Origin of the sequence: Klebsiella aerogenes (assembly GCA_029027985.1) — a bacterium.
GTDB lineage: Bacteria > Pseudomonadota > Gammaproteobacteria > Enterobacterales > Enterobacteriaceae > Klebsiella > Klebsiella aerogenes_A.
The window spans coordinates 1,041,450-1,066,941 of sequence record CP119076.1 but is presented as its reverse complement, the minus strand read 5'-3'; the positions used below and the strand labels follow the sequence as shown (position 1 = coordinate 1,066,941).

Annotated in this window: 25 protein-coding genes; 13 read left to right on the top strand and 12 right to left on the bottom strand. The window is 59.5% G+C overall.

The window, feature by feature from the left end:
- From hypF to PYR66_05110, 3 genes are all read right to left on the bottom strand, one after another.
- The gene (gene hypF, locus PYR66_05120; protein WEF29115.1) at positions 1-2,229 is read right to left on the bottom strand and encodes a carbamoyltransferase HypF; all 2,229 of its coding nucleotides are present in this window, start codon (positions 2,227-2,229) and stop codon (positions 1-3) included.
- 8 nt (positions 2,230-2,237) lie between these two features.
- Positions 2,238-2,765, bottom strand: a complete 528-nt coding sequence (gene hydN, locus PYR66_05115; protein WEF29114.1) for an electron transport protein HydN — start codon at positions 2,763-2,765, stop codon at positions 2,238-2,240.
- A 134-nt stretch (positions 2,766-2,899) separates the two neighbouring features.
- Positions 2,900-3,913: a LacI family DNA-binding transcriptional regulator gene (locus PYR66_05110; GenBank protein WEF29113.1), complete on the bottom strand. Its 1,014-nt coding sequence runs from the start codon at positions 3,911-3,913 to the stop codon at positions 2,900-2,902.
- Between the two features lie 267 nt (positions 3,914-4,180).
- On the opposite strand from PYR66_05110, the gene ascF reads away from it, so the two are divergent.
- Both ascF and PYR66_05100 read left to right on the top strand, forming a co-directional pair.
- Positions 4,181-5,623: a PTS cellobiose/arbutin/salicin transporter subunit IIBC gene (gene ascF, locus PYR66_05105; GenBank protein ID WEF29112.1), complete on the top strand. Its 1,443-nt coding sequence runs from the start codon at positions 4,181-4,183 to the stop codon at positions 5,621-5,623.
- 26 nt (positions 5,624-5,649) lie between these two features.
- Positions 5,650-7,074, top strand: a complete 1,425-nt coding sequence (locus tag PYR66_05100; protein WEF29111.1) for a 6-phospho-beta-glucosidase — start codon at positions 5,650-5,652, stop codon at positions 7,072-7,074.
- Positions 7,075-7,351: 277 nt separating this feature from the next.
- Here PYR66_05100 and hycI read toward each other — a convergent pair whose 3' ends face one another.
- From hycI to hycA, 9 genes are all read right to left on the bottom strand, one after another.
- Complete coding sequence (gene hycI / locus PYR66_05095) at positions 7,352-7,843, bottom strand: hydrogenase maturation peptidase HycI (GenBank protein WEF29110.1); 492 nt, start codon at positions 7,841-7,843, stop codon at positions 7,352-7,354.
- Positions 7,836-8,246, bottom strand: a complete 411-nt coding sequence (locus PYR66_05090; protein WEF29109.1) for a formate hydrogenlyase maturation HycH family protein — start codon at positions 8,244-8,246, stop codon at positions 7,836-7,838. The genes hycI and PYR66_05090 overlap by 8 nt, the downstream gene beginning before the upstream one ends.
- Positions 8,243-9,010 (bottom strand): NADH-quinone oxidoreductase subunit B family protein, encoded by a 768-nt coding sequence (locus tag PYR66_05085; protein ID WEF29108.1) that lies wholly within the window; start codon positions 9,008-9,010, stop codon positions 8,243-8,245. The genes PYR66_05090 and PYR66_05085 overlap by 4 nt, the downstream gene beginning before the upstream one ends.
- Entirely contained in the window at positions 9,010-9,552 is a 543-nt protein-coding gene (locus PYR66_05080) for a formate hydrogenlyase complex iron-sulfur subunit (protein WEF29107.1), read from the bottom strand. The genes PYR66_05085 and PYR66_05080 overlap by 1 nt, the downstream gene beginning before the upstream one ends.
- Positions 9,553-9,719: 167 nt before the next feature.
- Positions 9,720-11,429 (bottom strand): formate hydrogenlyase subunit HycE, encoded by a 1,710-nt coding sequence (gene hycE, locus PYR66_05075; protein ID WEF29106.1) that lies wholly within the window; start codon positions 11,427-11,429, stop codon positions 9,720-9,722.
- A gap of 16 nt (positions 11,430-11,445) precedes the next feature.
- Positions 11,446-12,369 (bottom strand): respiratory chain complex I subunit 1 family protein, encoded by a 924-nt coding sequence (locus tag PYR66_05070; GenBank protein WEF29105.1) that lies wholly within the window; start codon positions 12,367-12,369, stop codon positions 11,446-11,448.
- Between the two features lie 2 nt (positions 12,370-12,371).
- Positions 12,372-14,198: a formate hydrogenlyase subunit 3 gene (gene hycC / locus PYR66_05065; protein WEF29104.1), complete on the bottom strand. Its 1,827-nt coding sequence runs from the start codon at positions 14,196-14,198 to the stop codon at positions 12,372-12,374.
- Entirely contained in the window at positions 14,195-14,803 is a 609-nt protein-coding gene (locus PYR66_05060) for a 4Fe-4S dicluster domain-containing protein (GenBank protein ID WEF29103.1), read from the bottom strand. Before PYR66_05060 ends, hycC begins: the two co-directional genes overlap by 4 nt.
- A 76-nt stretch (positions 14,804-14,879) precedes the next feature.
- The gene (gene hycA / locus PYR66_05055) at positions 14,880-15,335 is read right to left on the bottom strand and encodes a formate hydrogenlyase regulator HycA (protein WEF29102.1); all 456 of its coding nucleotides are present in this window, start codon (positions 15,333-15,335) and stop codon (positions 14,880-14,882) included.
- Between the two features lie 212 nt (positions 15,336-15,547).
- On the opposite strand from hycA, the gene hypA reads away from it, so the two are divergent.
- The 11 genes from hypA (at position 15,548) to PYR66_05000 (ending at position 25,486) form a co-directional block, all read left to right on the top strand.
- On the top strand, positions 15,548-15,898 hold the full coding sequence (gene hypA, locus PYR66_05050; GenBank protein WEF29101.1) for a hydrogenase maturation nickel metallochaperone HypA: 351 nt from the start codon (positions 15,548-15,550) through the stop codon (positions 15,896-15,898).
- 3 nt (positions 15,899-15,901) lie between these two features.
- Complete coding sequence (gene hypB, locus PYR66_05045; GenBank protein ID WEF29100.1) at positions 15,902-16,774, top strand: hydrogenase nickel incorporation protein HypB; 873 nt, start codon at positions 15,902-15,904, stop codon at positions 16,772-16,774.
- Positions 16,765-17,037 (top strand): HypC/HybG/HupF family hydrogenase formation chaperone, encoded by a 273-nt coding sequence (locus PYR66_05040; protein ID WEF29099.1) that lies wholly within the window; start codon positions 16,765-16,767, stop codon positions 17,035-17,037. The genes hypB and PYR66_05040 overlap by 10 nt, the downstream gene beginning before the upstream one ends.
- Positions 17,037-18,158, top strand: a complete 1,122-nt coding sequence (hypD, locus tag PYR66_05035) for a hydrogenase formation protein HypD (GenBank protein ID WEF29098.1) — start codon at positions 17,037-17,039, stop codon at positions 18,156-18,158. Before PYR66_05040 ends, hypD begins: the two co-directional genes overlap by 1 nt.
- Entirely contained in the window at positions 18,155-19,165 is a 1,011-nt protein-coding gene (hypE, locus tag PYR66_05030; GenBank protein WEF29097.1) for a hydrogenase expression/formation protein HypE, read from the top strand. Before hypD ends, hypE begins: the two co-directional genes overlap by 4 nt.
- Positions 19,166-19,299: 134 nt before the next feature.
- Positions 19,300-21,372, top strand: coding sequence for a formate hydrogenlyase transcriptional activator FlhA (gene flhA, locus PYR66_05025; protein WEF29096.1), 2,073 nt, complete (start codon positions 19,300-19,302; stop codon positions 21,370-21,372).
- A 40-nt stretch (positions 21,373-21,412) separates the two neighbouring features.
- Positions 21,413-21,841 carry a TOBE domain-containing protein gene (locus tag PYR66_05020; GenBank protein WEF29095.1) on the top strand — a complete coding sequence of 143 codons (429 nt, stop codon included), beginning with the start codon at positions 21,413-21,415 and terminating at the stop codon, positions 21,839-21,841.
- Between the two features lie 213 nt (positions 21,842-22,054).
- Positions 22,055-22,972: a metal ABC transporter substrate-binding protein gene (locus PYR66_05015; GenBank protein ID WEF29094.1), complete on the top strand. Its 918-nt coding sequence runs from the start codon at positions 22,055-22,057 to the stop codon at positions 22,970-22,972.
- Positions 22,969-23,790 carry a manganese/iron ABC transporter ATP-binding protein gene (locus PYR66_05010; GenBank protein WEF29093.1) on the top strand — a complete coding sequence of 274 codons (822 nt, stop codon included), beginning with the start codon at positions 22,969-22,971 and terminating at the stop codon, positions 23,788-23,790. The genes PYR66_05015 and PYR66_05010 overlap by 4 nt, the downstream gene beginning before the upstream one ends.
- A complete protein-coding gene (gene sitC, locus PYR66_05005) occupies positions 23,787-24,638 on the top strand; it encodes an iron/manganese ABC transporter permease subunit SitC (GenBank protein WEF29092.1) in 852 nt (283 codons plus the stop codon). The genes PYR66_05010 and sitC overlap by 4 nt, the downstream gene beginning before the upstream one ends.
- Complete coding sequence (locus tag PYR66_05000; GenBank protein ID WEF30358.1) at positions 24,632-25,486, top strand: metal ABC transporter permease; 855 nt, start codon at positions 24,632-24,634, stop codon at positions 25,484-25,486. Before sitC ends, PYR66_05000 begins: the two co-directional genes overlap by 7 nt.
- Positions 25,487-25,492: the final 6 nt, after the last annotated feature.

Sequence of the window (25,492 nt, the reverse complement as noted above, 5' to 3'; positions counted from 1 at the left end):
TTAATTCCTTTGAGACTGCCAGAGGGCAGCGGCCACCACGGACTGGCCAAAGGCAATCGCGCCATCGCCAGCGGGCAGCCGCTGCGGGAAAAATAATTGAAAATCGGAGAGGTACCAGGAAAGGCGCGCGGTAAGCAGCTGGTTATGCAGCACGCCGCCGCTACAGGCGATCGTCGTAATGCCGCGGGATGTCGCGCAGTCGCGCGCCATCTCCGCCAACCCACAGGCCAGCGCATCGTGAAACGCCCAGGCTTTCTGCGCCGGCGTTGCCTGCCACCCCAGCCACTGCCGCCAGAAGGCGGCAATATCCAGCTCGCCGTCGCGCCACGGCAGCGTAACCGGGTGGCCGACGCCCGGACAGCTGGCGGCCAGCGCTTCCAGTCGACAGGCCGCCTCGCCTTCGTAACTCAGGTTGTCCGGCGCGCACGCCAGCGCGCAGGCGACGGCATCAAACAACCGCCCGCAGGACGAGGCGCGCGGCGCGTTAATTCCACGCTCGATGGCCTGTGCCAACAGCGGCCAGTTACGCTGACGTAAACATGCGGTTTGCGGATAATCCTGCCAGCCGGGTACAAAGGCCAGACAATGGGCCAGCAAGTTACGCCACGGCTGCCGGGCCGCCAGGTCCCCCCCAGGCAGAGCGACTGCCGGAAGCCCGCCAAGGTGTTCGCACTCACGGTAGTTCACCCGCAGGCATTCGCCGCCCCACAGCGCGCCGTTTTCCCCCATCCCAATACCGTCGAGGGTCAGGGCGATGACGTCGCCGCCGTCGAGCGGCCAGCGATGTTCCGCCAGGCAGGCCGCGGCATGGGCGTGATGGTGCAACACGGTATCGACCGGCAGCCCCATGGATGCCGCCCACTGCGTCGAGCGATAACCAGGATGGGCGTCAACCACCACCCGCTGGGGAACAAACGCATAAATGCTCTGCATCAGTTGCAGCGCCATGCGCCACTGCCGCTCCACGCCTTCATCGCTAAGATCGCCAAAATGCGAGCTCAGCACCGCCTCGCCGCCACGTACCAGACAGAAGGTATTTTTCATATCCGCCCCCACCGCCAGCAGCGGCGGGATTTCACGCAGCCCCGGCGGCAGCGGCAGCGCATCCGGCACGTAGCCGCGGGCGCGGCGCAGCATGTCGCCGTTCTGACGCACCAGTGAATCATCCATACGCTGTACGATATCGCGGTTATGCAGCAGAAAACCGTCGGCGATATTGGCTAAATCAGTCAGCGCCTGATCGTTACTCAACGCCGGGGGACGGCCGCTGAGATTGCCGGAAGTCATCACCAGAGGGCGTGCCAGCGCCTGCAGAAGTAAGTGCTGCAGTGGATTAGACGGCAACATCCCCCCGACTTCCGCAAGCCCCGGCGCAATATCGTCACACAGACCAGAAACCTGCACTTTGGCCATCAGCACGATCGGCGCGGCGGGCGAGCGCATCAGCGCCGCCGCCTCCGCGGGTAATCCGGCTGCCGTCGGCAGCATCACCGCCAGCGGTTTCGCCGGGCGGCGTTTACGCAGGCGTAGCGCCGCCACCGCCCTGCTATTACCGGCATCGCAGGCCAAATGAAAACCGCCGATCCCTTTTATCGCCACAATGTCGCCCGCCGCCAGTCGCGCGATCGCCGCCTGTAGCGCCGCCTCGCCGACTAGCCTCACCGTCCCCGCCCGCCATTCCAGTTGCGGCCCGCAATCGGCGCAGGCCACCGGCTGGGCGTGAAAGCGACGGTCGGCAGGATCGCGATATTCCACATCGCAGCGCGGACACAGCGGGAATGGCGCCATCGTGGTAAAAGGCCGGTCATAAGGCATGGCGCGAATAATGGTGAAGCGCGGTCCGCAGTGGGTGCAGTTGATGAAGGGGTAACGGTAGCGGCGCGCCTGCGGATCGTTCATCTCCGCCAGGCACGCCGAACAGGTCGCGGCGTCGGGCGCTATCTGCGTGCGCATGCTACTGACGCCGCTCTGTCGAATCGTGAAATCCGTCGGGAGCTCATCCCAGTGAAACGCAGCGCTGTCGATGCTGTCGATGCGCGCCAGCGGCGGGCAGTGGCGGGCCAGCGCAGTCGTAAAACCGTTGTCATCGCCGACCAGACGCACCAACACGCCGTCGCCGTCATTGCAGACATCGCCGTAGTGCGCTGTCTGTTGCGCCAGTTGCCAGACAAAGGGGCGGAAGCCAACCCCCTGAACCTTGCCGCGAATGCGGATGCGCGTCCCGTTCATTCGTCGCGTTACCAGACCAACGCCGTACGGCGACGTTTCTCCACATTCATCTGCTCAAGTTTGTTACGGTCAACGCAGACCAGCGCATGCGTCGGGCAGGCCGCCATGCACGCCGGGCCGCTGTCGCGGTGGTGGCACAGATCGCACTTGTTGGCTTCGGCTTTTTCCGCCATTACATTCAGCCCCGCGCCGCTATGGCGAATCACCGGGCGCCCCACCACTTCCATCGCCCCATACGGGCAGGCAACCACGCAGGTCTTACAGCCAATACAGCGCTCCTGCATCACGTGGACAAAACCGTTATCGCGGCTAATCGCGCCGTTCGGGCAGACATTGGCGCACGGCGCGTCTTCGCACTGACGACAGGCCGTTGCCGTCGACACATTAACGCCTTTGATCACGTGGATACGCGGCAGGAACGACTGCGGCGTCAGCGCGGCGCAGTCCTGATTTTCCTGATGAGAGACCACGCAGGCCACTTCGCAGGTGCGGCAGCCGATACATTTGCTCGCATCGGCAATAATGAAACGGTTCATCCATTTCTCCAGCGGAAAGAAGTTTACGCGCCGGATTATGCATAATACGCTCCAACTTTTATTTCATTGAAATTTAAAGAGATAAAATCAGAAGGGGCTGTCATCGTCATAACTGACGATGACAGATGACGACATCAGACGTGCGGTCCAGGGGCCAACGAGTCGCGTTCGATCAGCTCGCCGGGGAAGGTTTGCTGATATTTAAAATCGCCGCCATCGAGCATAAAGATCAGCCGGTTAATGCTCTCTTTCATCATGTCAGTGACCGGTATCTTGACGCTGGACAGCGCCGGGATCATATACGGCGCCAGCGCGATATCATCAAAGCCGATCACCGAAACCTGCTGCGGTACCGCCACGCCCTGCTGATGCAGTTGCTTAATCGCGCCGATCGCCATGTCATCATTGCTGGCCACCAGCGCGCTATAGCCGACGCCGCGCTGACTCAGCGTTTCAACACCGACGGCGCCGCTTTCCGGCGTCCAGCGCCCTTCAATAATCAGCGCTTCGCGCAGGGGAATATCATGCCGGGCCAACGCATCTTTGTAACCCGAGAGACGCTCAAGCCCGGTCGGCGAATCCAGCGAACCGGTGATAAACGCAATGTCGCGGTGGCCGCTGGCGATCAGTTTTTCCACCGCCATCTGCGCCGAGGCTTTTTGATCGGACCAGACGCAATGGCTGGCATGGCGGCGCAAACGACGATTTAGCACCATGATCGGCTGATCATGGTTTTCGATGATCTCGTCCATCTCATCAACGCTGAGAAAACGCGGATAGATGATGATCGCGTCGCAACGCAGATCGAGCAGATACTGGATCGCCTCACGCTCCTCTTGCGCGCTGTGTTTGCCGTCGGCGAGGATCAGCTGCCGCCCCTGATCTTCCGTCAGCCGCGCCACATGAAACAGCAGTTCGCTGAAATAGACGCCGTGATAAAGGGTGTTAGTGACCACCAGTCCCAGCGTCTGGCTCTTTTTGGTCGCCAGATTGCGCGCCAGCAGGTTAGGTCGGTAGCCGCTTTCGGCAATCGCCTGAAATACGCGGTCCTTGGTCTGCTGGCTGACATAGCCGTTGCCCGACAGCACCCGCGAAACGGTCGCCTTCGATACACCTGCGCGCTTCGCGACCTCCAGCATCGTTGCCATGTGGTTCTTCCTGTTGCCAATGTTGTCAGCAGTGTACTGCACGCGCCGCCGTTTTTCAGCTGCTGGCATTGCGCAAATGTCGGCGCTACGCAAGCCAAAAAGCGATCAAAATCACAGATTTGAAAAACTGACTTTTTATATCTTGTATGAATAAATGAAACTCATCATGATTTTGTGGAACCGGTTTCCTATGCATACGATACGTGTAGACGCCGTCAGGCGCTGGCGTGAGATAAGTACCCTATTGATAAAACAGGATAAAATCCGATGTCTAAAAATTATGCAGCTCTGGCGAACCAGATCCTGGCGGCACTCGGCGGCGTGGACAACGTCGTCGCCGTGACCCACTGCATGACCCGCCTGCGTTTTGTAGTGAAAGATAACCAACACGTTGATGGCCCGGCGCTCAAGGCGCTGCAAGGGGTGCTCGGCGTAGTGCGTAGCGATAATCAATGTCAGGTGATCATCGGCAATACCGTCTCCCAGGCCTATCGCGAAGTGCTTAACCTGCTGCCCGGCGAGCTGCGCCCGGCGGAACCGCAGGGTAAACCGCCGCTGACTTTAAAACGCATCGGCGCCGGGATCCTTGATGCGCTGATCGGCACCATGTCGCCGCTGATCCCGGCGATTATCGGCGGATCGATGGTTAAGCTGCTGGCGATGATCCTCGACATGACCGGCGCGCTGCCAAAAAGCTCGTCAACACTGACCATCCTGACGCTTATCGGCGACGGCGCTTTCTTCTTCCTGCCGCTGATGGTCGCGGCGTCTGCGGCGGTGAAATTTAAAACCAATATGTCGTTGGCGATCGCCATCGCCGGGGTGCTGGTGCATCCGGGATTTATCGAACTCATGGCCAAAGCCGCGCAGGGCGAGCACGTTGAATTCGCCTTCATTCCGGTTACCGCGGTGAAATACACCTACACGGTGATCCCCGCGCTGGTGATGACCTGGTGCCTCTCTTATATCGAACGCTGGGTCGATCGCATTACCCCGGCAGTCACCAAAAACTTCCTCAAACCGATGCTGATCGTGCTGATTGCCGCCCCGCTGGCGATCCTGCTGATAGGCCCGCTCGGCATCTGGATCGGCAGCGCGATCTCCGCGCTGGTGTATACCATTCACAGCTATCTCGGCTGGCTGTCGGTAGCGCTGATGGGCGGGTTATGGCCGCTGCTGGTGATGACCGGGATGCACCGCGTCTTTACGCCGACCATTATTCAGACCATCGCCGAAACCGGCAAAGAGGGCATGGTCATGCCGTCGGAAATCGGCGCCAATCTGTCGCTCGGCGGATCATCGCTGGCGGTGGCGTGGAAAACCAAAAACCCGGAACTGCGCCAGACCGCGTTAGCCGCGGCAGCCTCGGCCATTCTGGCCGGGATTTCCGAACCGGCGTTGTACGGGGTGGCCATACGCCTGAAGCGCCCGCTGATCGCCAGTTTAATCAGCGGCTTTATTTGCGGCGCGGTGGCGGGGATTGCCGGGTTGGCCAGTCACTCCATGGCGGCGCCGGGGCTTTTCACCAGCGTGCAGTTTTTCGATCCGGCCAATCCAATGACGATTGTTTGGGTCTTTGGCGTGATGGCGCTGTCGGTGGTGCTCTCCTTTGTGCTGACGCTGCTGCTCGGCTTTGAAGATATCCCGGTAGAAAATGCCGCCGCTGACGCCAGACAGCGCCAGGGCACGGCCAACGCCACTCACGCCTGAACACTTTTTTAAACGCGAGGTAACGCATGTCGAGTTTTCCACACGGATTTTTATGGGGCGGCGCTCTGGCCGCCAACCAGTCTGAAGGCGCCTGGCTTGAGGGTGGTAAAGGATTAACAACCGTGGATACCATCCCCCACGGTCCTCACCGTCTGCCGGTTAAGCTCGGGTTGGAGAAACGTTTTCAGCTTCGCGAAGACGAGTTTTACCCAAGCCACGTGGCGATCGATTTTTACCATCGCTATAAAGAAGATATCGCCCTGATGGCCGAAATGGGGTTTAGCGTATTTCGTACCTCCATCGCCTGGAGTCGCCTGTTTCCGCGCGGCGATGAGCCGCAGCCGAATCCGGAAGGTATCGCCTTCTATCGCGCGCTGTTTGAAGAGTGCAAAAAGTACGGTATCGAGCCGCTGGTCACCCTGTGCCACTTCGACGTGCCGATGCATCTGGTGACCGAATACGGTTCGTGGCGCAATCGCCAGTTGGTCGATTTCTTTAGCCACTACGCCCGCACCTGTTTCGAAGCTTTCGACGGGCTGGTTAAGTACTGGCTGACGTTTAATGAAATCAACATTATGCTGCACAGTCCCTACTCCGGCGCCGGTTTGGTGTTTGAGGAAGGAGAAAATCAGGATCAGGTGAAGTATCAGGCCGCACACCATGAACTGGTGGCCAGCGCTCTGGCGACCAAAATCGCCCACGAAGTTAACCCGAAAAACCAGGTCGGCTGCATGCTAGCGGGCGGTAATTTCTATCCTTACTCCTGTAAGCCGGAAGATGTGTGGATGGCGCTGGAGAAAGACCGCGAAAATCTGTTCTTTATCGACGTGCAGGCGCGCGGTGCCTATCCAGTATGGGCCGCGCGGGTATTTCGCGAAAAAGGCGTCGCCATTGAAAAACGACCGGGCGATGACGAGATCCTTAAAAACACCGTCGATTTTGTCTCCTTTAGCTATTACGCCTCACGTTGCGCGTCGGCGGAGATGAACGCCAGCAATACCAATGCCGCCAATATCGTCAAATCGCTGAAGAACCCGCATATTCAGGCCAGCGAATGGGGCTGGGGCATCGACCCGCTCGGCCTGCGCATCACCATGAACATGATGTATGACCGCTATCAGAAACCGCTGTTTTTAGTGGAAAACGGGCTCGGCGCGCGTGATGAAATCGACGCTAACGGCGAGATTAACGACGACTACCGTATTAGCTACCTGCGCGAGCACATCAAAGCGATGCGCGACGCCATTGACGACGGCATTCCGGTTATCGGCTATACCAGCTGGGGTTGTATCGATTTGGTTTCCGCCTCGACCGGCGAGATGAGCAAGCGCTACGGCTTTGTCTATGTTGACCGCGATGATGCCGGCAACGGCACGCTGGCGCGCACGCGGAAGAAATCGTTCTGGTGGTATAAAAAGGTGATTGCGAGTAACGGGGCGGATCTGGAGTAGCCTGTTTTGCCGGGTGGCGGCTAACGCCTTACCCGGCCTACAAAACCGTAGAACCGTAGCCCGGCTAAACATTAGCGCAAGCCGGGGAACATCCCGGCTGTGCCGTTATTTTGTCGGGTGGCGGCTAACGCCTTACCCGACCTACAAAACCGTAGAACCGTAGCCCGGCTAAGCGCAGCGCAAGCCGGGGAACATCCCGGTTGTGCCGTTATTTTGTCGGGTGGCGGCTACGCCTTACCCGACCTACAAAACCGTAGAGCCGTAGCCCGGCTAAGCACTAGCGCAAGCCGGGGAACCCCTGCTCCTCGGCCGCTTCCAGCGCCGCAAAACCGCCCTGCCCCTGCCAACCATCAAGCCGGGCATATACCACCTCAACCGCGTCTTTAATCGCCTGCGTCATCGGGTAATAAAAGCCGACGATATCCGGCTGAATGCCAAGGAAAATCACCTCCCCCACGTCTTCTTTCAGCTGATCGATAAGATAGTTCAGCGGCATATTGTGGGTGGTCATCATAAACATTTCAGCAATATCGTCCGGGTCGACGATGCAGATGTCGCCGGGATTGAGCCCCATATCAGTGGCATCGACAATCAGCAGCCGTTCGGGGCGCAGTTCACGGATCGCCACGATGTCGTTTTCCGGCGCGCTGCCGCCGTCAATCACCACCCACTCGCCAACCGGGTTGGCCGCGCACATTTCCGCCAGCAGCGGACCTGCGCCATCATCGCCCATCATGCTGTTGCCGACACAGAGTAAAACGTCAGTCACGTAGCCTCCTCACCATCAAATAGATGGCGCTTTCCTGATGAATATCGTGCAGCATGCTGAGCAGCGTTTTGCTCCACACCTGCTGCTGCGGGGTCTGCGCGGACTGCGCTTTATCAAAGGCGTTGGCGAGCAGCGACACGTGGTTGCTGTCGATGACGATTTCACCATACTTCGGTACACCTTCCATTTTGCGTCGCGCGTCGCTGCCCGCGTCAAGTGTGCCGATCCACGCCAGATAGGCGTCCCACGGGCAGCTCAGCGCCGCCTCCAGGCAGTCGATCACGCCGAGGTGGTGGCCAATCGCCAGGCTGTAATAGACCACCTGCTGCGCCTGATCCGGCGTCGCATCGTTCTCATCAATAAATTTACGGCTCAGTTGACTGAACACCACCGTTTCGCTCATCGGATACGCGCCCCCTCGACCACCCGGTTAAGGTGGGTGACGATTTCAGTCAACCGCGGATCTTTCTCCGCTTCCAGCCAACTCAGTACCTGGCTATCTCCCTGTCCCAGTAAACGCATGTAGTCATTGGCAATCTGGCGGCCATAGCGATAGCCCGCCAGCCGACGCGCTTCACGATCGATGCGCACCCGCAGCGGCTGCACCATGCTGGGGTGCAGTAGGTCGGCAGGCTGTTCATCAAGCTCGCCCGGTTGGCGGACATGGATCTTCTGCTCCAGCAGGCCGAGCGCCATCGCAAAACCGTACAGCGTCGCGGCAGGCGTCGGCGGGCAGCCCGGAATATAGACATCAACCGGCACAATTTTGTCAGTGCCGCCCCATACGCAGTACAGGTCATGGAAGATACCGCCGCTGTTGCCGCAGGCACCGTAAGAGATGCAGATTTTCGGATCCGGCGCCGATTGCCAGGCGCGCAGCGCTGGCGATCGCATTGCACGGGTCACCGCGCCGGTGAACAGCAGAATATCGGCGTGGCGCGGCGACGGCACCACTTTGATGCCGAAACGTTCAGCATCGAATAGCGGGGAAAGGGTAGCGAAAATCTCGATTTCACAGCCGTTACAGCCACCGCAGTCGACGCGATAAACGTAGGCGGAGCGTTTAATTTTTTTCAGCAACGCGGTTTTCATGCTGGCGATAGATTCGTCTACCGTCATCGGCAGCGGAATGCCGTTATCATCACGCGGGCCTAATAAATGGCTCATCAGCTGGCCTCTCTCATATGGCGAGTCAGTTCAATACGATCGGACGGCACCAGGCATTTCTGGCGCTTGCATTCCGGGCAGGTCTCAAAGCTTTCACGATGCAGCTCAGCACGGGTATCACCGTTGTGCTTCAGCAGCGCAATGGCGTAGTCGATCTCTTTTTGCACCGCGAAAGGCCGTTCGCAGACCCGACAGTGGCAGATGGCAAAGCGCGACTGCTGGAGGAAATCCTCTTTTTTCCACACTGCCAGTTCATACTCCTGCGACAACTTGATCGCCGCCGTCGGGCAAACTTCTTCACAGCGACCGCAGAAAATGCAGCGCCCCAGGTTGAACTGCCATGCCAGCTGGTTCGCAGCCAGATCGGTCTCTACCGTCAAGGCATTCGACGGGCAGGCGTTCACGCAGGCCGCGCAGCCGATACACTGCTGCGGATTATGCTCCGGTTTGCCGCGGAAATTTTTATCCACCGGCATCGGCTCCAGCGGATAAGAGTGCGTCGCGGTGCCGGTCTTAATGACTTTTTTGATAAAGGTAAACATAGTTGCTCCCGGCTTGCGTGCGGGGTTTTACCCTCACCCTGGCCCTCTCCCTAAGGGAGAGGGGACAGACCGGTGTCGTTGGTAAGTACGAGCGCGGTCTGCCCTTCCCCCTCGCCCTTTGGGGAGAGGGTCGGGGTGAGGGGGAAAATCCCCACGCAATGCCCCAATTATTTCAGCGGCGAGTTTTTACGTTCGATGCTGTAGCGCTCAAGTTCTTTGTACGGCACGACCTTGCTCTTCTTCTTACGCACATCGACCACGGTCATACGGTCGGTACAGGAGTAGCATGGGTCGAGGCTGCCGATAATCAGCGGCGCATCGGAAACGGTGTTGCCGCGCAGCATATAGCGCAGGGTCGGCCAGTTGGCGTAGGTCGCCGCACGGCAGCGCCAGCGGTACAGTTTTTGGTTGTCGCCGGTCATGCTCCAGTGGATATCGTCGCCGCGTGGCGCTTCCGAGAAACCCAGCGCAAAGCGGTGCGGGATATAGGTGAAACCGTCCACCATCAGCGGGCCGCCCGGCAGATTATCGAGACCGAAATCAATCATATTCAGCGCGGTATAGACTTCGTTGATGCGTACTTTAAGGCGTGAAATCACGTCGCAGCCCTGTTCGCTGTGGACTTCCATCGGCAGCAGGCCGTAACCGACAAACGGGTGATCGGCGCGGGTATCGCGGGCGTGACCGCTGGCGCGGACCATCGGGCCAACGTTACTGAAGTCGCGGGCGATTTCCGGATCCAGACGACCAATACCGACGGTACGCTGTTCCATGTTCGGCGTGCTGAGCAACATGTCCACCAGCTCCTGCACATCGCGGCGCATCTGTTGCGCCAGTTGGCGGGTCTGGATCATGTCCTCCTTCAGCAGATCGCGGCGAATCCCGCCAATCAGATTCAGGCCATAGGTTTTACGCGCTCCGGTCAGGATCTCCGCCATCTTCATCGACGTTTCTCGCACGCGGAAGAACTGCATAAAACCGGAGTCGAAACCGGTGAAGTGGCAGGCCAGACCAAGGTTCAGCAGATGTGAGTGCAAACGTTCGACTTCCAACAGAATGGCGCGGATCATCTGCGCACGTTCCGGCACCACGATACCCATCGCGTTCTCAACCGAAGTGGTGTAGGCGGTGCTGTGGGCGAAACCGCAGATGCCGCACACGCGATCCGACAGGAACGTGACTTCGTTGTAGCCCATGCGGGTTTCCGCCAGTTTTTCCATCCCGCGATGAACGTAGAACAGGCGGTAATCGGCGTCGATGATATTCTCGCCATCCACGAACAGGCGGAAGTGCCCGGGTTCGTCGGAGGTCACGTGCAGCGGGCCAATCGGCACCACGTTGTTTTTCTTGCTACCCAGTTCGTTGATGAACTCATAGGTTTCCGCATCGGTAGTCGGTGCCGGACGCTGACGATAGTCCATGCTGTCTTTACGCAGCGGATAGAGTTCATCCGGCCAATCGTCCGGCAGCACCAGACGACGCTCGTCCGGCAGGCCGACCGGCACCAGGCCGTACATATCGCGCACTTCGCGTTCGCCCCACACTGCCGCCGGTACGCGCGGGGTCACCGACGGGTATTCCGGTTTGTCGGCATCGACTTCCACGCGCACGGTTACCCAGCATTTGGCGCCCTGCTCCATCGACAGCACGTAATAGACCGCGTAGTGGCCGTTCAGCTTACGTTCGTCGTTGCCGAACAGCACCGACAGCCAGCCGCCCTGCTTGTAGTAAAGAAACTCGACCACTTCCGGCAGAGCGTTGACCTTCACCGTCACGGTAAGCTGATCTTTGGTCTGCCAGGCTTCGTCCAGCACCACGCCCGGGAAGGCCTGGTGCAGCGCGGTAAGATAGTGTTGACCGATTTTTTCTTCAGACATGCTCAAATTCTCTTAATCACGCCGCCAGCAAGGAGACGAAAGCTAAAAAAGCGAAACCAAACCCGGCCCAGGTGATGCGGGAGGTGGCACAAAAGCGCAGACGCGCCATGCTGTTTTCAAACAGCGCGATAATCAGCACCCCGAGCACCAGCTTGACGACGGCGACCACCAGCGCCAGCAACAGGCCTGGAGCGCTAAAACTGGTCATCTGTCCCCACGGAATAAACACACCAACGAACATCTGCAGCACCACCAGCTGTTTAAGGCTGATGCCCCACTTCAGCACCGCAAAACCGCTGCCGCTGTATTCGGAAAGCGGCCCTTCCTGCAGTTCCTGCTCGGCCTCCGCTAAATCGAACGGCAGCTTGCCCATTTCGATAAAGGTGGCGAAGGCACCGGCGCACAGCGCCAGAATCAGCGGAATGCTACGGGCGGTTGGCCAGTGATAAATGGTGTCGGTAATGGCGCTGATATGGGTGGAACCCGCAACCTGCGCCGCCACCCACAGGCCGAGCAAAAGAATCGGCTCCACCAGCACGCCGAGCATCGCTTCACGGCTGCTGCCGATGGCGGTGAACGGGCTACCGGTATCCAAACCGGAAATGGCGAAGAAGAAACGGGCAATGGCGAACAGATAGATAAGCGTAATCAGGTCGCCCAGCCCCGGCAGCGGTGAATCCACGGTAATCACCGGCAGCGCGGCGGCAATGGCCAGCATCACGCCGACCATCACAAATGGCGTCAGGCGGAATACCCAACCGGAAGCGTCCGGGCCGACGCTCTGGCGACCCAGCAGTTTCACAATATCCCGGTACTCCTGCAGCACGCCCGGACCGCGGCGGTTATGCAGGCGCGCGCGGGCAACGCGGGTCAGGCCAGACAGCAACGGCGCGACGGCAAACAGCACCAGCGCCTGTAACAATGCAACGAATAGGTTCACTCTCAGGCTCCTCGCGAAATCACAATCACCACCAGCACCGCCAGCTCGATCAGCGCCACGCTACGTAGCAAGACAGGCACAGAGGCATTCTGCCAGCCCGGTACCAGCCGTATCGGATTCAGCCAGTGACGCAGCTTCAGCAGCGGCGCAAAGGCTTCTTTCACCGGCATGGCGAAACCGTGAGCGGTCACCACCATCGCTTGCTCGTGGTCATAACCGCAGACCCATGCCGTGCCGCGCGAACGCGCCGGCAGGCGATCGCCTTTGAAGAAGATCGTCAACAGGAATGGCAGCAGCGGACAGGCAATCAGCAGAATGGCAATTAGCGGCTGCGAGACCACGCTGGTGGCCTGCGCCGGAACCGGAATGACGTGGCTAACCAGCGGCAGCAGCCACGGCGCCGCTACCCCGCCAATCACGCAGCAAACCGCAGAAAGCACCACGCTAAAGGTCATCAGCCACGGCGCACAGGTAGCGTTTTCCGCCTCCAGGCTGCGCGGCGCGCCAAGGAAGGTCACGCCGTAGACTTTCGCCATGCACATCACCGCCAACGCCCCGGTGATCGCCAGGCCTACCGCCAGCAGCGGCCCCAGCAGGCGGCCGACAAAGACGTCCCCGGTGCTCAGTTTGAAGAAGGACTGGTAGATAACCCACTCGCCGGCAAAGCCGTTCAGCGGCGGCAGCGCGGCCATCGCCATCAGCCCCACCAGCATGGCGAGCGAAATCAGCGGCATTTTTTTACCGATGCCGCCCAGCTTCTCGATATCGCGATGGCCGGTGCGGAACCACACCGCCCCCGCGCCGAGGAACAGCGTGGTTTTGAACAGGCTATGGTTGATCAGGTGGTACATGCCGCCGATAAAACCCAACACCATCAGGGCATTGTTGCCAATGGCCAGCCCGGTGACGAACGCGCCGAGGCCAAGCAGGATAATGCCGATGTTTTCCAGGGTGTGATAGGCCAGCAGGCGCTGAATGTTATGCTCCATCAGCGCATATAACCCGCCGATAAAGGCGGTGATCATCCCCAGCACCAACAGCAGCACACCCCACCACAGCGGTGGAACGCTACCGGCCAGCGATACGGTCAGGATGCCGTACAGACCGACCTTCATCACTACCGTGGAGAACAGCGCGGCGGCCGGGGCGCTGGCGTCGGCGTGCGCCTGCGGCGCCCAGCCGTGCAGCGGGATCACCCCGGAGAGCAGCGCAAAACCGAACAAGCCCGGCAGCCACAGCCACATGTTCTGCGGCGCGCCAGCGGCCAGTTGGCTAATCGCCGCCAGATCAAGGGTGCCGTAGAACGACCACACCAGCCAGCAGGTCCATGCCAACAGCAAAGTCCCTATCCGTCCCAGCGCAAACCACAGCTTACCGGACTGCGCGCAGCCAGTGAGGAAAGCCGCGCACAGCGCCATGATTTCCACCATCACCACCAGACTACCGAGGTTGGTGACCACCACCGCGCAGGTGGCGGCGGCCAGCACCAGGTTAACCAGCAAGCCGTTGGATTTAGCCTGCGGATGGCGATGCCAGGAGATGTTAAACAGCGAAATCGGCAACGCCGACAGACCGAGCGCCAGCAGCCACAGGGCGTTAATCCCACCGACCCGCATCGCCAGATGCAGAGACTGCAGCATGCCGCCGTGGATCCGCTCCGGCAACATCAGCGCCGAGAATCCGGCGACAATTAACATCGCGCTGGCGGCCGCACCGCCGATCCCGGCAATCGCGCCGCTCAGCGGTTTACGCAGACTCAACAAAAACGCCAGCACCGCACTGACGGCATACCAGGCCACCGCCTGATTCACTAATGCAACCACGCTCATTTCACGCCCCCTTGTTGCGCCTGAAACAGCGACAAATCGCCGAGGTCGGTATTAAAGGTCAGTTCACGCTTACGTTTGCTGGCCTGGGCAATATCGCGAATATCCACCAGCAGTAAGGCTTTGGTCGGACAGGTCCGCACGCATGCCGGGCCTTGCTCATCAAAACTGCAAAGGTCGCATTTCACGGCGATCGCCCGCACGCCCGGTACCCAATCGAGTAACGAACTGACACGAGCCGGAGCTGGCGGCGCAGCGGGCGCCATCGGGGTATTGGCGTTGGCGGGAATATCCAACGGGCGGCTACCGGAAAATTCAATGGCGCCGAATGGGCAGGCGATGCCGCACAGCTTGCAACTCACGCACAGACTTTCATTCAGCTGCACCGCGCCATCGACGCGGTTGATGGCGTTAACCGGACACACTGCGGCGCACGGGGCGTCTTCGCAGTGGTGGCACATTTGCGGCGCAGACTCTTTTTCATTACGCATAACCCGCAGGCGTGGCATGCTTTGCAGGCCGTGCTGGCGATGCGTCTCGGAACAGGCGGCTTCGCAGGTGCGGCAGCCAATACAGACGCTGGAATCAGCAATTACAAAACGGTTCACCGGGTCATCCTCGGGTGAAAGTCACTTTTGACGAAATCAGGCTGCGCAGGTGTCGGTTTCGACACGTGTCGACACCTCACAATGCGTGGACCTGCGCCAGATGGCTTAAATCCACTGGCTGGTCGTGCTCCATGGCCTCGTACAGACGGTCATACACGGTGGCGATAATCGCCAGGTAGTGTTCCAGCACCGCTTCGCGGGAGCGGTTGCTGATACGCCCGTCAATCATCCCTTCGGCGTCCAGCGTCGCCTGGGCGATCAGCCGTCTGTCATCGCCGGTTTTACTTTCGACGTAGTACTCGATGGTATGGCTGTTGAAGCCTTCCGCCAGCGCGACATACACCTGAAAGTGGCCGAACAGCACAAAGCACAATTCTTTGTCCGGCGCGCAGCTCATCGCGTGATGCAAACGCGCCTTCGACAGGGTGATGCCCTGAACCAGCGAATTGCAGTAGGTGTGCCACTGCTCCTGATGCTGGCGGTGACGATCGGCGATGTAATCCGCCTTTTCACTTAATTCCCAAATGGTCATCCCGGATCCTCCCGTTACATGAGATGCAGCGGTTAAGCATTTTCCATGCCAAAAATCATCATATTGAATTTAAACAGGTTATTAAGAATGTTCGCGATGTCGCGACATGTCGATGACAGCCGCGCGTCGTCGTCATCGACAGTTCCGCCGCCATGTAGGTTCTCCTGGCATTGTTATTGCATATGGCAGGCATCGTATTAACGGAGGCGAACATGCACGAAATCACGCTTAGCCAGCGGGCGCTGGAAATCATTGAGCAACAGGCGCAGCAAAGCGGCGCGCGCCGGGTCACCGGCGTGTGGCTGAAGGTCGGCGCGTTTTCCTGCGTGGAGGCCAGCGCTCTCGCCTTCTGCTTTGAACTGGTGTGTCGCGGCACGCTAGCGGAAGGCTGCGCGCTGCACATTGCCGAGCAACAGGCTGAATGCTGGTGTGAACGCTGTCAGCAGTATGTGCATCTCATCTCGCAGCACGTACGCCGCTGCCCGCACTGCGATAACGACCAGTTGCAGATCGTGGCGGACGACGGCTTACAAATTCAGCGAATAGAAGTCATTCAGGAGTGACATATGTGTACGACATGCGGTTGTGGTGAAGGCAACCTTTATATAGAGGGCGACGAGCGCAACCCGCACTCGGCGTTTCGTAGCGCCCCCTTCGCGCCCGCCCCGCGCCAGACCATGACCATTACCGGGGTACAAATCGATAACTTCGCCCCGGCCCGCAGCGCGGAAGGCGACCTGCATTACGGCCATGGCGCAGCGGGCACCCACGCGCCAGGGCAAAGCCAGCGGCGGATGCTGGAAGTGGAACTTGACGTGCTGGATAAAAATAACCGTCTGGCGGCACGCAACCGCGCGCGTTTTGCGGCGAAAAATCAGCTGGTACTCAACCTGGTGTCCAGCCCTGGCTCCGGTAAAACCACCCTGTTGAGCGAAACCCTCATGCGCCTGAAAGGCATCGCCGACTGCGCGGTGATTGAAGGCGATCAGCAGACAATCAACGACGCCGCGCGCATCCGCGCCACCGGCACACCGGCGATTCAGGTCAATACCGGCAAAGGCTGCCATCTCGACGCGCAGATGATAGCCGACGCAGCCCCGCGTCTGCCGCTGGCTGACCACGGGATCCTGTTTATCGAAAACGTTGGCAACCTGGTGTGCCCGGCGAGCTTCGACCTTGGCGAACGCCACAAAGTGGCGGTGCTGTCGGTGACCGAAGGCGAAGATAAGCCGCTGAAGTACCCGCATATGTTCGCTGCCGCCAGCCTGATGCTGCTCAATAAGGTCGACCTGCTGCCGTATCTCGATTTTGATGTCGAGAAATGTCTCGCTTACGCACGGGAAGTCAATCCGCATATTGAGATCATGCTGCTCTCCGCCACCAGCGGCGAAGGCATGGACCAGTGGCTCAACTGGTTGGGGACACAGCAATGTGCATAGGCATTCCGGGGCAAATCCGCGCGATTGACGGCATGCTGGCGAAGGTCGAAGTCTGCGGTATCCAGCGTGAAGTCGACCTGACGCTGGTCGGCACGGTTGATGAGCAGGGGCAATCGCGCCTCGGCCAGTGGGTGCTGGTACACGTTGGGTTCGCCATGAGCATCATTAACGAAGCCGAAGCGCGCGATACCCTTGAGGCGCTGCAAAATATGTTCGACGTCGAGCCGGACGTCGGCGCATTGCTGTACGGCGAGGAGCGATAATGCGGTTTGTTGATGAATATCGCGCGCCGGAACAGGTGCTGCAGCTGGTTAAGCACCTGCGGCAGCGCGCCAAACGACTGGACTACAGCGAAGCCCGTCCGCTACGGATGATGGAGGTCTGCGGCGGCCATACCCACGCTATCTTTAAATTCGGCCTCGACCAGTTGCTGCCGAAAAACATCGAATTTATTCACGGCCCCGGCTGCCCGGTCTGCGTCCTGCCAATGGGCCGTATCGATGCCTGTATCGACATCGCCAGCCGCCCGGAGGTGATTTTTTGCACCTTCGGCGATGCGATGCGCGTGCCGGGGAAAAACGGTTCGCTGCTGCAGGCCAAAAGCCGCGGCGCCGATGTGCGCATCGTTTACTCGCCGATGGACGCCCTGCGGTTGGCGCAGCAGAACCCGCAGCGCGAAGTGGTGTTCTTCGGGCTCGGCTTTGAAACCACCATGCCCGCCACCGCGCTGACTCTGCGCCAGGCCCGCGAATGTAACGCCGCCAACTTCTATTTCTTCTGTCAGCACATCACCCTACTGCCGACGCTGCGCAGCCTGTTGGATCAACCGGACAACGGCATCGACGCGTTTCTCGCCCCCGGCCACGTCAGCATGGTGATTGGCACCGACGCCTACGGCTTCATCGCCAGCGACTATCATCGCCCATTAGTGGTGGCTGGATTCGAACCACTTGATCTACTGCAAGGCGTGACCATGCTGGTTGAGCAGAAAATAGCGCAGCACAGTCAGGTCGAAAATCAGTATCGTCGGGTCGTGCCGGATACCGGTAACGCGCTGGCGCAGGCGGCAATTGCCGAAGTGTTCTGCCTGAGCGGCGATAGCGAGTGGCGTGGACTCGGCGTGATCAACGACTCCGGCGTCCACCTGACGCCTGACTATCAACGCTTCGACGCCGAGGCCCGTTTTCGCCCGGCGCCGCAGCGCGTTTGCGATGACCCGCGCGCCCGCTGCGGCGAAGTGCTGACCGGGCGCTGTAAACCGCATCAGTGTCCGCTGTTTGGCCGCGTCTGCAACCCGCAAAGCGCCTTTGGCGCGCTGATGGTCTCCTCAGAAGGCGCCTGCGCCGCCTGGTATCAATATCGCAGTCAGGAAAATGAAGCATGAAAAGCATCCAGTTAGCCCACGGTAGCGGCGGTCAGGCGATGCAGCAGCTGATTGGCGACCTGTTTATGCAGGCCTTCGCCAACCCCTGGCTGGCAGAGCAGGAAGACCAGGCGCGTGTAGATCTCGCCGGGCTTGCCGCCCACGGTGACCGTCTCGCCTTCTCAACGGACAGCTACGTGATTGACCCGCTGTTCTTCCCCGGCGGCGATATCGGCAAGCTGGCGGTGTGCGGCACCGCTAACGACGTCGCGGTCAGCGGCGCGCTGCCGCGCTATCTCTCCTGCGGATTTATCCTCGAAGAAGGGCTGGCGATGACCACGCTGGAAGCGGTGGTGCGCAGCATGGCGCAGACCGCGCAGGCCGCGGGTATTGCCATCGTGACTGGCGATACCAAAGTGGTGCCGCGCGGGGCGGCGGATAAACTGTTTATCAATACCGCCGGGATTGGCGCGATTCCGGCGGAGATCCGCTGGGGCGCGCAGCAGATCCGCGTCGGCGATATGCTGCTGGTCAGCGGCACGCTCGGCGATCACGGCGCCACTATCCTTAACCTACGCGAGCAGCTGGGGTTGGACGGCGCGCTGTCCAGCGACTGCGCCGTGCTGACGCCGCTGATTCAGACCCTGCGCAACGCACCGGGCATCAAAGCCCTGCGCGACGCCACCCGCGGCGGCGTCAACGCGGTAGCCCACGAATATGCCGCCGCCAGTGGCTGCGGCATCGAGCTGCATGAAGCGAAGCTGCCGATCAGCGATACGGTGCGCGGCGTGTGCGAGCTGCTCGGACTGGACGCGCTGAATTTCGCCAATGAAGGCAAGCTGGTGATCGCCGTCGCCCGCGAGGCGGTGGAATCGACTCTTGCGCATTTACGCTCGCACCCGCTGGGGCGCGATGCGGCGATAATCGGCGAAGTCGTCGAACGTACCGGCGTGCGTGCCGTTGGCTTATATGGCGTGAAGCGCACGCTTGACCTGCCCCACGCCGAGCCGTTGCCGAGGATTTGTTAGCGGGAGACGGGTCCCCGGATAGCGGCTAACGCCTTATCCGGGCTATCGGCGGCAATAAGCGTTTTATTACCATACTATTATTTGGCTCATTTCTTTATTCCGCGCCGCGTGGCGGCGCTTTTTGGACTCAGGCAATGTCGTATACACCAATGGGCGATCTCGGGCAGCAGGGTTTGTTCGATATCACCCGTATTTTATTACAGCAGCCCGATCTGGCCGCGCTGAGTGAAACGCTGACCCGCCTGGTGCAGCAATCCGCACTCGCCGACCGGGCGGCGATTATCTTGTGGAACCACAGCAACCATCGCGCCGCCAGGTATGCCTGCGACGACGCCGGGAAGCCAGCGAGCTACGAAGATGAAACCGTGCTGGCCCATGGCCCGGTACGCCGCCTGCTGTCACGCCCCGACGCGCTGTACTGCGATAATGCGACCTTCGCCGAAACCTGGCCGCAGCTAGCCAAAAGCGGTCTTTATCCTACCTTCGGCGACTACTGCCTACTGCCGCTGGCGGCGGAAGGACGGATCTTCGGCGGTTGCGAATTTATCCGCGACAACCACCAGCCGTGGAGCGAAAAAGAGTACCAGCGTCTGCACACCTTCACGCAGATTGTCGCGGTCGTCACCGAGCAGATCCAAAGCCGGGTTAACAACAACGTCGATTACGATCTGCTGTGTCACGAGCGCGACAACTTCCGTATTCTGGTCGCTATCACCAATGCCGTGTTGTCACGACTTGATATCGACGAGCTGGTCAGCGAGGTGGCGAAAGAGATCCACCGCTATTTCCGCATCGATGCCATCAGCGTGGTGCTGCGCAGCAACCGCAAAGGTAAGCTCAACATCTACTCCACCCACTATCTCGACGCCAGCCATCCGGTGCATGACCAGAACGAAGTCGATGAAGCTGGCACCCTAACCGAGCGGGTGTTTAAAAGCAAAGAGATGCTGCTGCTGAATCTGCACGAGCACGACTCGCTGGCGCCGTATGAAAAAATGCTCTTTGAGATGTGGGATAATCAGATCCAGACCCTGTGCCTGCTGCCGCTGATGTCCGGCAACACTCTGCTCGGGGTGTTGAAGCTGGCGCAGTGCGATGAGCAGGTGTTCACCACCACCAACCTCAAACTGCTGCGGCAAATTGCCGAACGTGTGTCGATCGCCGTCGATAACGCCCTCGCCTATCGCGAAATTCAACGCCTGAAGGAACGGCTGGTCGATGAGAATCTGGCGCTGACCGAGCAGCTCAATAACGTCGAGAGCGAATTCGGCGAAATCATTGGCCGTAGCGAAGCGATGCACAGCGTGCTCCAGCAGGTGGAAATGGTGGCACAGAGCGACAGCACGGTGCTGATCCTTGGGGAAACCGGCACCGGTAAAGAACTGATTGCCCGCGCGATTCACAATCTGAGCGAGCGTAATAGCCGGCGGATGGTCAAAATGAACTGCGCGGCGATGCCCGCTGGCCTACTGGAAAGCGATCTATTCGGCCACGAGCGCGGCGCCTTTACCGGCGCCAGCGCCCAGCGCATCGGCCGTTTCGAACTGGCGGATAAAAGCTCGCTGTTCCTCGATGAGGTCGGCGATATGCCGCTGGAGCTACAGCCGAAGCTGCTGCGCGTCCTGCAGGAGCAGGAGTTTGAACGCCTGGGCAGCAACAAACTGATTCAGACCGATGTGCGGCTGATCGCCGCCACCAATCGCGATCTCAAGCAGATGGTTATCGATCGTGAATTTCGCAGCGATCTCTACTATCGACTCAACGTCTTTCCCATCCACCTGCCGCCGCTGCGCGAACGGCCGGACGATATTCCGCTGCTGGCGAAAGCGTTCACCTTCAAGATCGCCCGTCGTCTCGGGCGCAATATAGATAGTATCCCGGCGGAAACCCTGCGCACCCTTTCGCGCATGGAGTGGCCGGGTAACGTGCGCGAACTGGAAAACGTCGTCGAACGCGCGGTGCTACTAACCCGCGGCAACGTGCTGCAATTATCGCTGCCGGAAATACATATCGAGCAGGAAACGCTGGCCCCGGAAGTCCTGCCGGAAGAAGGCGAAGATGAATATCAGCTGATAGTCCGGGTATTGAAAGAGAGCAATGGCGTGGTCGCCGGGCCAAAAGGCGCCGCCCAGCGCCTGGGGCTGAAGCGCACAACATTGCTGTCGCGAATGAAAAGGTTAGGCATTAATAAAGATGAGATAGTATAAATACGGTATATACCTCAATCAGTCACGGAAGGAGATTTTTATGGCGGTATCAGCACGTAACCAACTCACTGGCAAGGTCAACGCAGTCGCAACCGGGGCGGTGAATGATGAAATTGAACTGACCTTAGCCGGTGGCGCGAAACTGGTGGCGATTGTCACCCACAGCAGCAAGGAAGCGCTGGGCCTGGCGACAGGTAAAGAAGCCATCGCGCTGATTAAAGCGCCGTGGGTGACCCTGGCAACCGAAGATTGCGGCCTGAAATTCTCGGCGCGCAACCAGTTCGCTGGCAGCGTCAGCCGCGTTACCGAAGGGGCAGTCAACGCGACCGTGCATGTGAAAACCGACGCCGGTTTTGAAATCATTGCCGTGGTGACCAACGAAAGCCAGGAAGAGATGAAGCTGGCGCAGGGCAGCCGCGTGATCGCGCTGATCAAAGCTTCCGCCATTCTCATCGCCACCCGCGCGTAATCGCTCTTCTTTGTCCCGGATGGCGGCAAATGCCTTATCCGGGCTACCCGTCCTTTTGTCGTTAACTTTCTCCCCCTCGCAAATCGCTTTTCACCCTCATTATTGCCCCAACATCTAAATAAGAATTATTTTCATTTGTTAATAGCTTATGCTATATAACATAGCAAAGGCTATAAACGATGATAAATTAATCGCAACACCGTGAGGGATCCTATGCCGCATCTGCCGCCGTTCAAGCACCTGTTGTTCTCCGCCGCCCTGGCGCTGCTCGCCATTGCGCCAGCCCAGGCCCAGGAAAAATTCAAAGTGATTACCACCTTTACCGTCATCGCTGATATGGCGCAGAACGTTGCTGGCGATGCCGCCGAGGTTAGCTCAATCACCAAGCCAGGCGCGGAAATTCACGAATACCAACCGACGCCGGGCGATATTAAACGCGCGCAGGGCGCCAGGCTCATTCTCGCCAACGGCCTGAATCTCGAACTGTGGTTTGCCCGCTTTTACCAGCACCTGAACGGCGTACCGGAAGTGGTGGTTAGCGACGGTATCCAGCCGATGGGCATCAGCGATGGCCCCTATAACGGCAAACCCAACCCGCACGCGTGGATGTCGGCGGATAATGCGCTGATCTACGTTGATAATATTCGCGATGCGCTGGTCAAATACGATCCCGCCAACGCCGACACCTATCGCCGCAACGCCGAAACCTACAAAGAGAAAATCCGTCAGACCATGGCGCCGCTGAAGGCTGAACTGGCGAAACTGCCGCAAGACAAACGCTGGTTGGTCACCAGTGAAGGTGCCTTCTCCTACCTGGCGCGCGATAACGGTTTGCAGGAGCGTTACCTGTGGCCGATTAACGCCGACCAACAGGGCACGCCGCAGCAGGTGCGTAAAACCATCGACACCATGAAGAAAGAACGCATCCCAACCATCTTCAGCGAAAGCACCATCTCCGATAAACCGGCGCGTCAGGTAGCGCGCGAAGCTGGCGCCCACTACGGCGGCGTGCTGTACGTCGACTCGCTGAGCGCCGCCGACGGCCCGGTGCCAACCTATCTCGACCTGCTGCGCGTCACCACCGAAACCATCATTAAAGGCATCAACGATGGCCTGAGGAAACAACCATGAGCCAACCGCAAGCCGGACTGATTGTCGACCAGGTCACCGTCACCTATCGCAATGGCCACACCGCCCTGCGCGATGCTTCATTCCGCGTACCGCGCGGCTCGATCGCCGCGCTGGTGGGCGTCAACGGTTCCGGTAAATCCACGCTGTTTAAAGCGCTGATGGGTTTTGTGCGCATCGGCCACGGCGATATCGCCATTCTCGGCCAGCCGGTCAACCGCGCGCTGCGCCAGAACCTGGTCGCCTACGTGCCGCAATCTGAAGAGGTGGACTGGTCCTTTCCGGTACTGGTGGAGGATGTGGTGATGATGGGCCGCTACGGCCATATGGGCTGGCTGCGCCGGGCGAAGCCTCTTGATCGCCAGATCGTCGATGCCGCACTGGCCCGCGTCGGCATGAGCGAGTACCGACACCGGCAGATTGGCGAGCTCTCCGGTGGGCAAAAAAAGCGGGTGTTTCTCGCCCGCGCCATCGCCCAGCAGGGCAAAGTGATCCTGCTGGATGAACCCTTTACCGGCGTCGATGTGCAGACCGAAGCGCGAATCATCGCCCTGCTGCGAGAGTTGCGTGACGAGGGTTGCACTATGCTGGTCTCCACCCATAACCTCGGCTCGGTCAGCGAATTTTGCGATTACACGGTGATGGTGAAAGGCACCGTGCTGGCCAGCGGTCCGACAGAGACCACCTTCACCGCCGAGAATCTGGAGTTAGCTTTCAGCGGCGTGCTGCGACACGTCAAGCTGACCGGCGCGGAAGATCGGATTATCACCGACGATGAGCGGCCGTTTATCAGCCACCGTGCGGCGGGGGGTCAACAATGAGTTGGCTGCTGGAGCCGTTTGGCTATCAATATATGCTCAATGCGATGTGGGTTTCGGCGCTGGTGGGCGGCGTCTGCGCCTTTCTCTCCTGCTATCTGATGCTGAAAGGCTGGTCGCTGATTGGCGACGCCCTCTCCCACTCAATTGTCCCCGGCGTCGCAGGCGCTTACATGCTCGGCCTGCCCTTCGCGCTCGGCGCGTTTCTCTCCGGCGGCCTGGCGGCGGGTAGCATGCTGTTTCTTAACCAGCGATCGCGGCTGAAAGAGGATGCCATTATCGGCCTGATTTTCTCCTCGTTCTTCGGCATCGGCCTGTTTATGGTGTCGCTGAACCCGACATCAGTGAATATCCAGACCATTATTCTCGGCAATATTCTGGCTATCGCTCCGGAGGATATTATCCAACTGGCGGCCATTGGTTTTATATCGATGGCCATTCTACTGCTGAAGTGGAAAGACCTGATGGTCACCTTCTTCGACGAAAACCACGCCCGCTCAATTGGCCTCAACACCAACGGCCTGAAGCTGCTGTTCTTCACCCTGCTGGCCGCCTGTACCGTGGCGGCGCTGCAAACTGTCGGCGCGTTTCTGGTCATTTGTCTGGTGGTGACGCCCGGCGCGACCGCATGGCTGTTAACCGACCGTTTCCCGCGCCTGCTGGCCATCGCTGTCGCCATCGGTAGCCTGACCAGCTTCTTTGGCGCGTGGCTAAGCTACTACCTTGACGGCGCCACCGGCGGCATCATTGTGGTGGCGCAAACTCTGCTGTTCTTAGCGACCTTTGTGTTCGCGCCGAAACACGGCCTGTTGGCCAACCGCCGCCGCGCCAGGGAGGCCTCATGCTGTTGAATACGCTGCTCGAACCGTTACAGTTCCCGTTTATGGTTAACGCCATGTTGGTGGCGGTTATCGTCGCCGTCCCTTGCGCGCTGCTGTCGGTATTTTTGGTCTTAAAAGGCTGGGCGCTGATGGGCGATGCCATGAGCCACGCGGTCTTTCCGGGAGTAGTGCTGGCCTACACTATCGGCATCCCCTTCGCCATCGGCGCGTTTATTGCCGGGTTGTTCTGCGCCGTCGCCACCGGCTTTCTCGATGATAACAGCCGTATCAAGCGCGATACCATCATGGGGATCGTCTTCTCAGGTATGTTCGGTGCGGGGCTGGTGCTATACGTGGCGATTCAATCCGAGGTCCATCTCGATCACATCTTGTTTGGCGATATGTTGGGGATATCCGGCAGCGATATTGGGCAAACGGCGGCGATTGCCTTGGTCATTGCGTTGATTATCGGCCTTAAATGGCGCGATTTTTTGCTGCACGCTTTTGACCCGAACCAGGCCAAAGCCAGCGGCCTGCGCTGCGGGCTGTTGCATTATGGTCTGTTGTGCATGATCGCGCTGACGATTGTCGCGACGCTTAAGTCGGTGGGGATTATTTTGTCGATTTCGCTGCTGATTGCGCCCGGGGCTATCGCCCTGCTGCTGACCCGGCGCTTTGTCAGCGCGCTGCTGCTGGCAACGGCGATCGCGTCAGGATGTTCGCTGGCGGGCGTCTGGCTGTCGTTTTATCTCGATAGCGCCCCGGCGCCGACCATCGTGGTGCTGTTTACCGCCCTGTTTGTGCTGGCCTTTGTCGCAAGCACAATCCGTGATAGTAAAAAACAGCGGGCTTCAGCAGCGATCCCCGGTGGCAGCTAAGCGCAG

Excerpts from the sequence above, each read along its gene's own strand:
- hypF (WEF29115.1), bottom strand. The coding sequence starts at position 2,229 with ATGAACGGGACGCGCATCCGCATTCGCGGCAAGGTTCAGGGGGTTGGC.
- hydN (WEF29114.1), bottom strand. The coding sequence starts at position 2,765 with ATGAACCGTTTCATTATTGCCGATGCGAGCAAATGTATCGGCTGCCGC.
- PYR66_05110 (WEF29113.1), bottom strand. The coding sequence starts at position 3,913 with ATGGCAACGATGCTGGAGGTCGCGAAGCGCGCAGGTGTATCGAAGGCG.
- ascF (WEF29112.1), top strand. The coding sequence starts at position 4,181 with ATGTCTAAAAATTATGCAGCTCTGGCGAACCAGATCCTGGCGGCACTC.
- PYR66_05100 (WEF29111.1), top strand. The coding sequence starts at position 5,650 with ATGTCGAGTTTTCCACACGGATTTTTATGGGGCGGCGCTCTGGCCGCC.
- PYR66_05090 (WEF29109.1), bottom strand. The coding sequence starts at position 8,246 with ATGAGCGAAACGGTGGTGTTCAGTCAACTGAGCCGTAAATTTATTGAT.
- PYR66_05085 (WEF29108.1), bottom strand. The coding sequence starts at position 9,010 with ATGAGCCATTTATTAGGCCCGCGTGATGATAACGGCATTCCGCTGCCG.
- PYR66_05080 (WEF29107.1), bottom strand. The coding sequence starts at position 9,552 with ATGTTTACCTTTATCAAAAAAGTCATTAAGACCGGCACCGCGACGCAC.
- hycE (WEF29106.1), bottom strand. The coding sequence starts at position 11,429 with ATGTCTGAAGAAAAAATCGGTCAACACTATCTTACCGCGCTGCACCAG.
- hycC (WEF29104.1), bottom strand. The coding sequence starts at position 14,198 with ATGAGCGTGGTTGCATTAGTGAATCAGGCGGTGGCCTGGTATGCCGTC.
- hycA (WEF29102.1), bottom strand. The coding sequence starts at position 15,335 with ATGACCATTTGGGAATTAAGTGAAAAGGCGGATTACATCGCCGATCGT.
- hypA (WEF29101.1), top strand. The coding sequence starts at position 15,548 with ATGCACGAAATCACGCTTAGCCAGCGGGCGCTGGAAATCATTGAGCAA.
- hypB (WEF29100.1), top strand. The coding sequence starts at position 15,902 with ATGTGTACGACATGCGGTTGTGGTGAAGGCAACCTTTATATAGAGGGC.
- PYR66_05040 (WEF29099.1), top strand. The coding sequence starts at position 16,765 with ATGTGCATAGGCATTCCGGGGCAAATCCGCGCGATTGACGGCATGCTG.
- hypD (WEF29098.1), top strand. The coding sequence starts at position 17,037 with ATGCGGTTTGTTGATGAATATCGCGCGCCGGAACAGGTGCTGCAGCTG.
- hypE (WEF29097.1), top strand. The coding sequence starts at position 18,155 with ATGAAAAGCATCCAGTTAGCCCACGGTAGCGGCGGTCAGGCGATGCAG.
- flhA (WEF29096.1), top strand. The coding sequence starts at position 19,300 with ATGTCGTATACACCAATGGGCGATCTCGGGCAGCAGGGTTTGTTCGAT.
- PYR66_05020 (WEF29095.1), top strand. The coding sequence starts at position 21,413 with ATGGCGGTATCAGCACGTAACCAACTCACTGGCAAGGTCAACGCAGTC.
- PYR66_05015 (WEF29094.1), top strand. The coding sequence starts at position 22,055 with ATGCCGCATCTGCCGCCGTTCAAGCACCTGTTGTTCTCCGCCGCCCTG.
- PYR66_05010 (WEF29093.1), top strand. The coding sequence starts at position 22,969 with ATGAGCCAACCGCAAGCCGGACTGATTGTCGACCAGGTCACCGTCACC.
- sitC (WEF29092.1), top strand. The coding sequence starts at position 23,787 with ATGAGTTGGCTGCTGGAGCCGTTTGGCTATCAATATATGCTCAATGCG.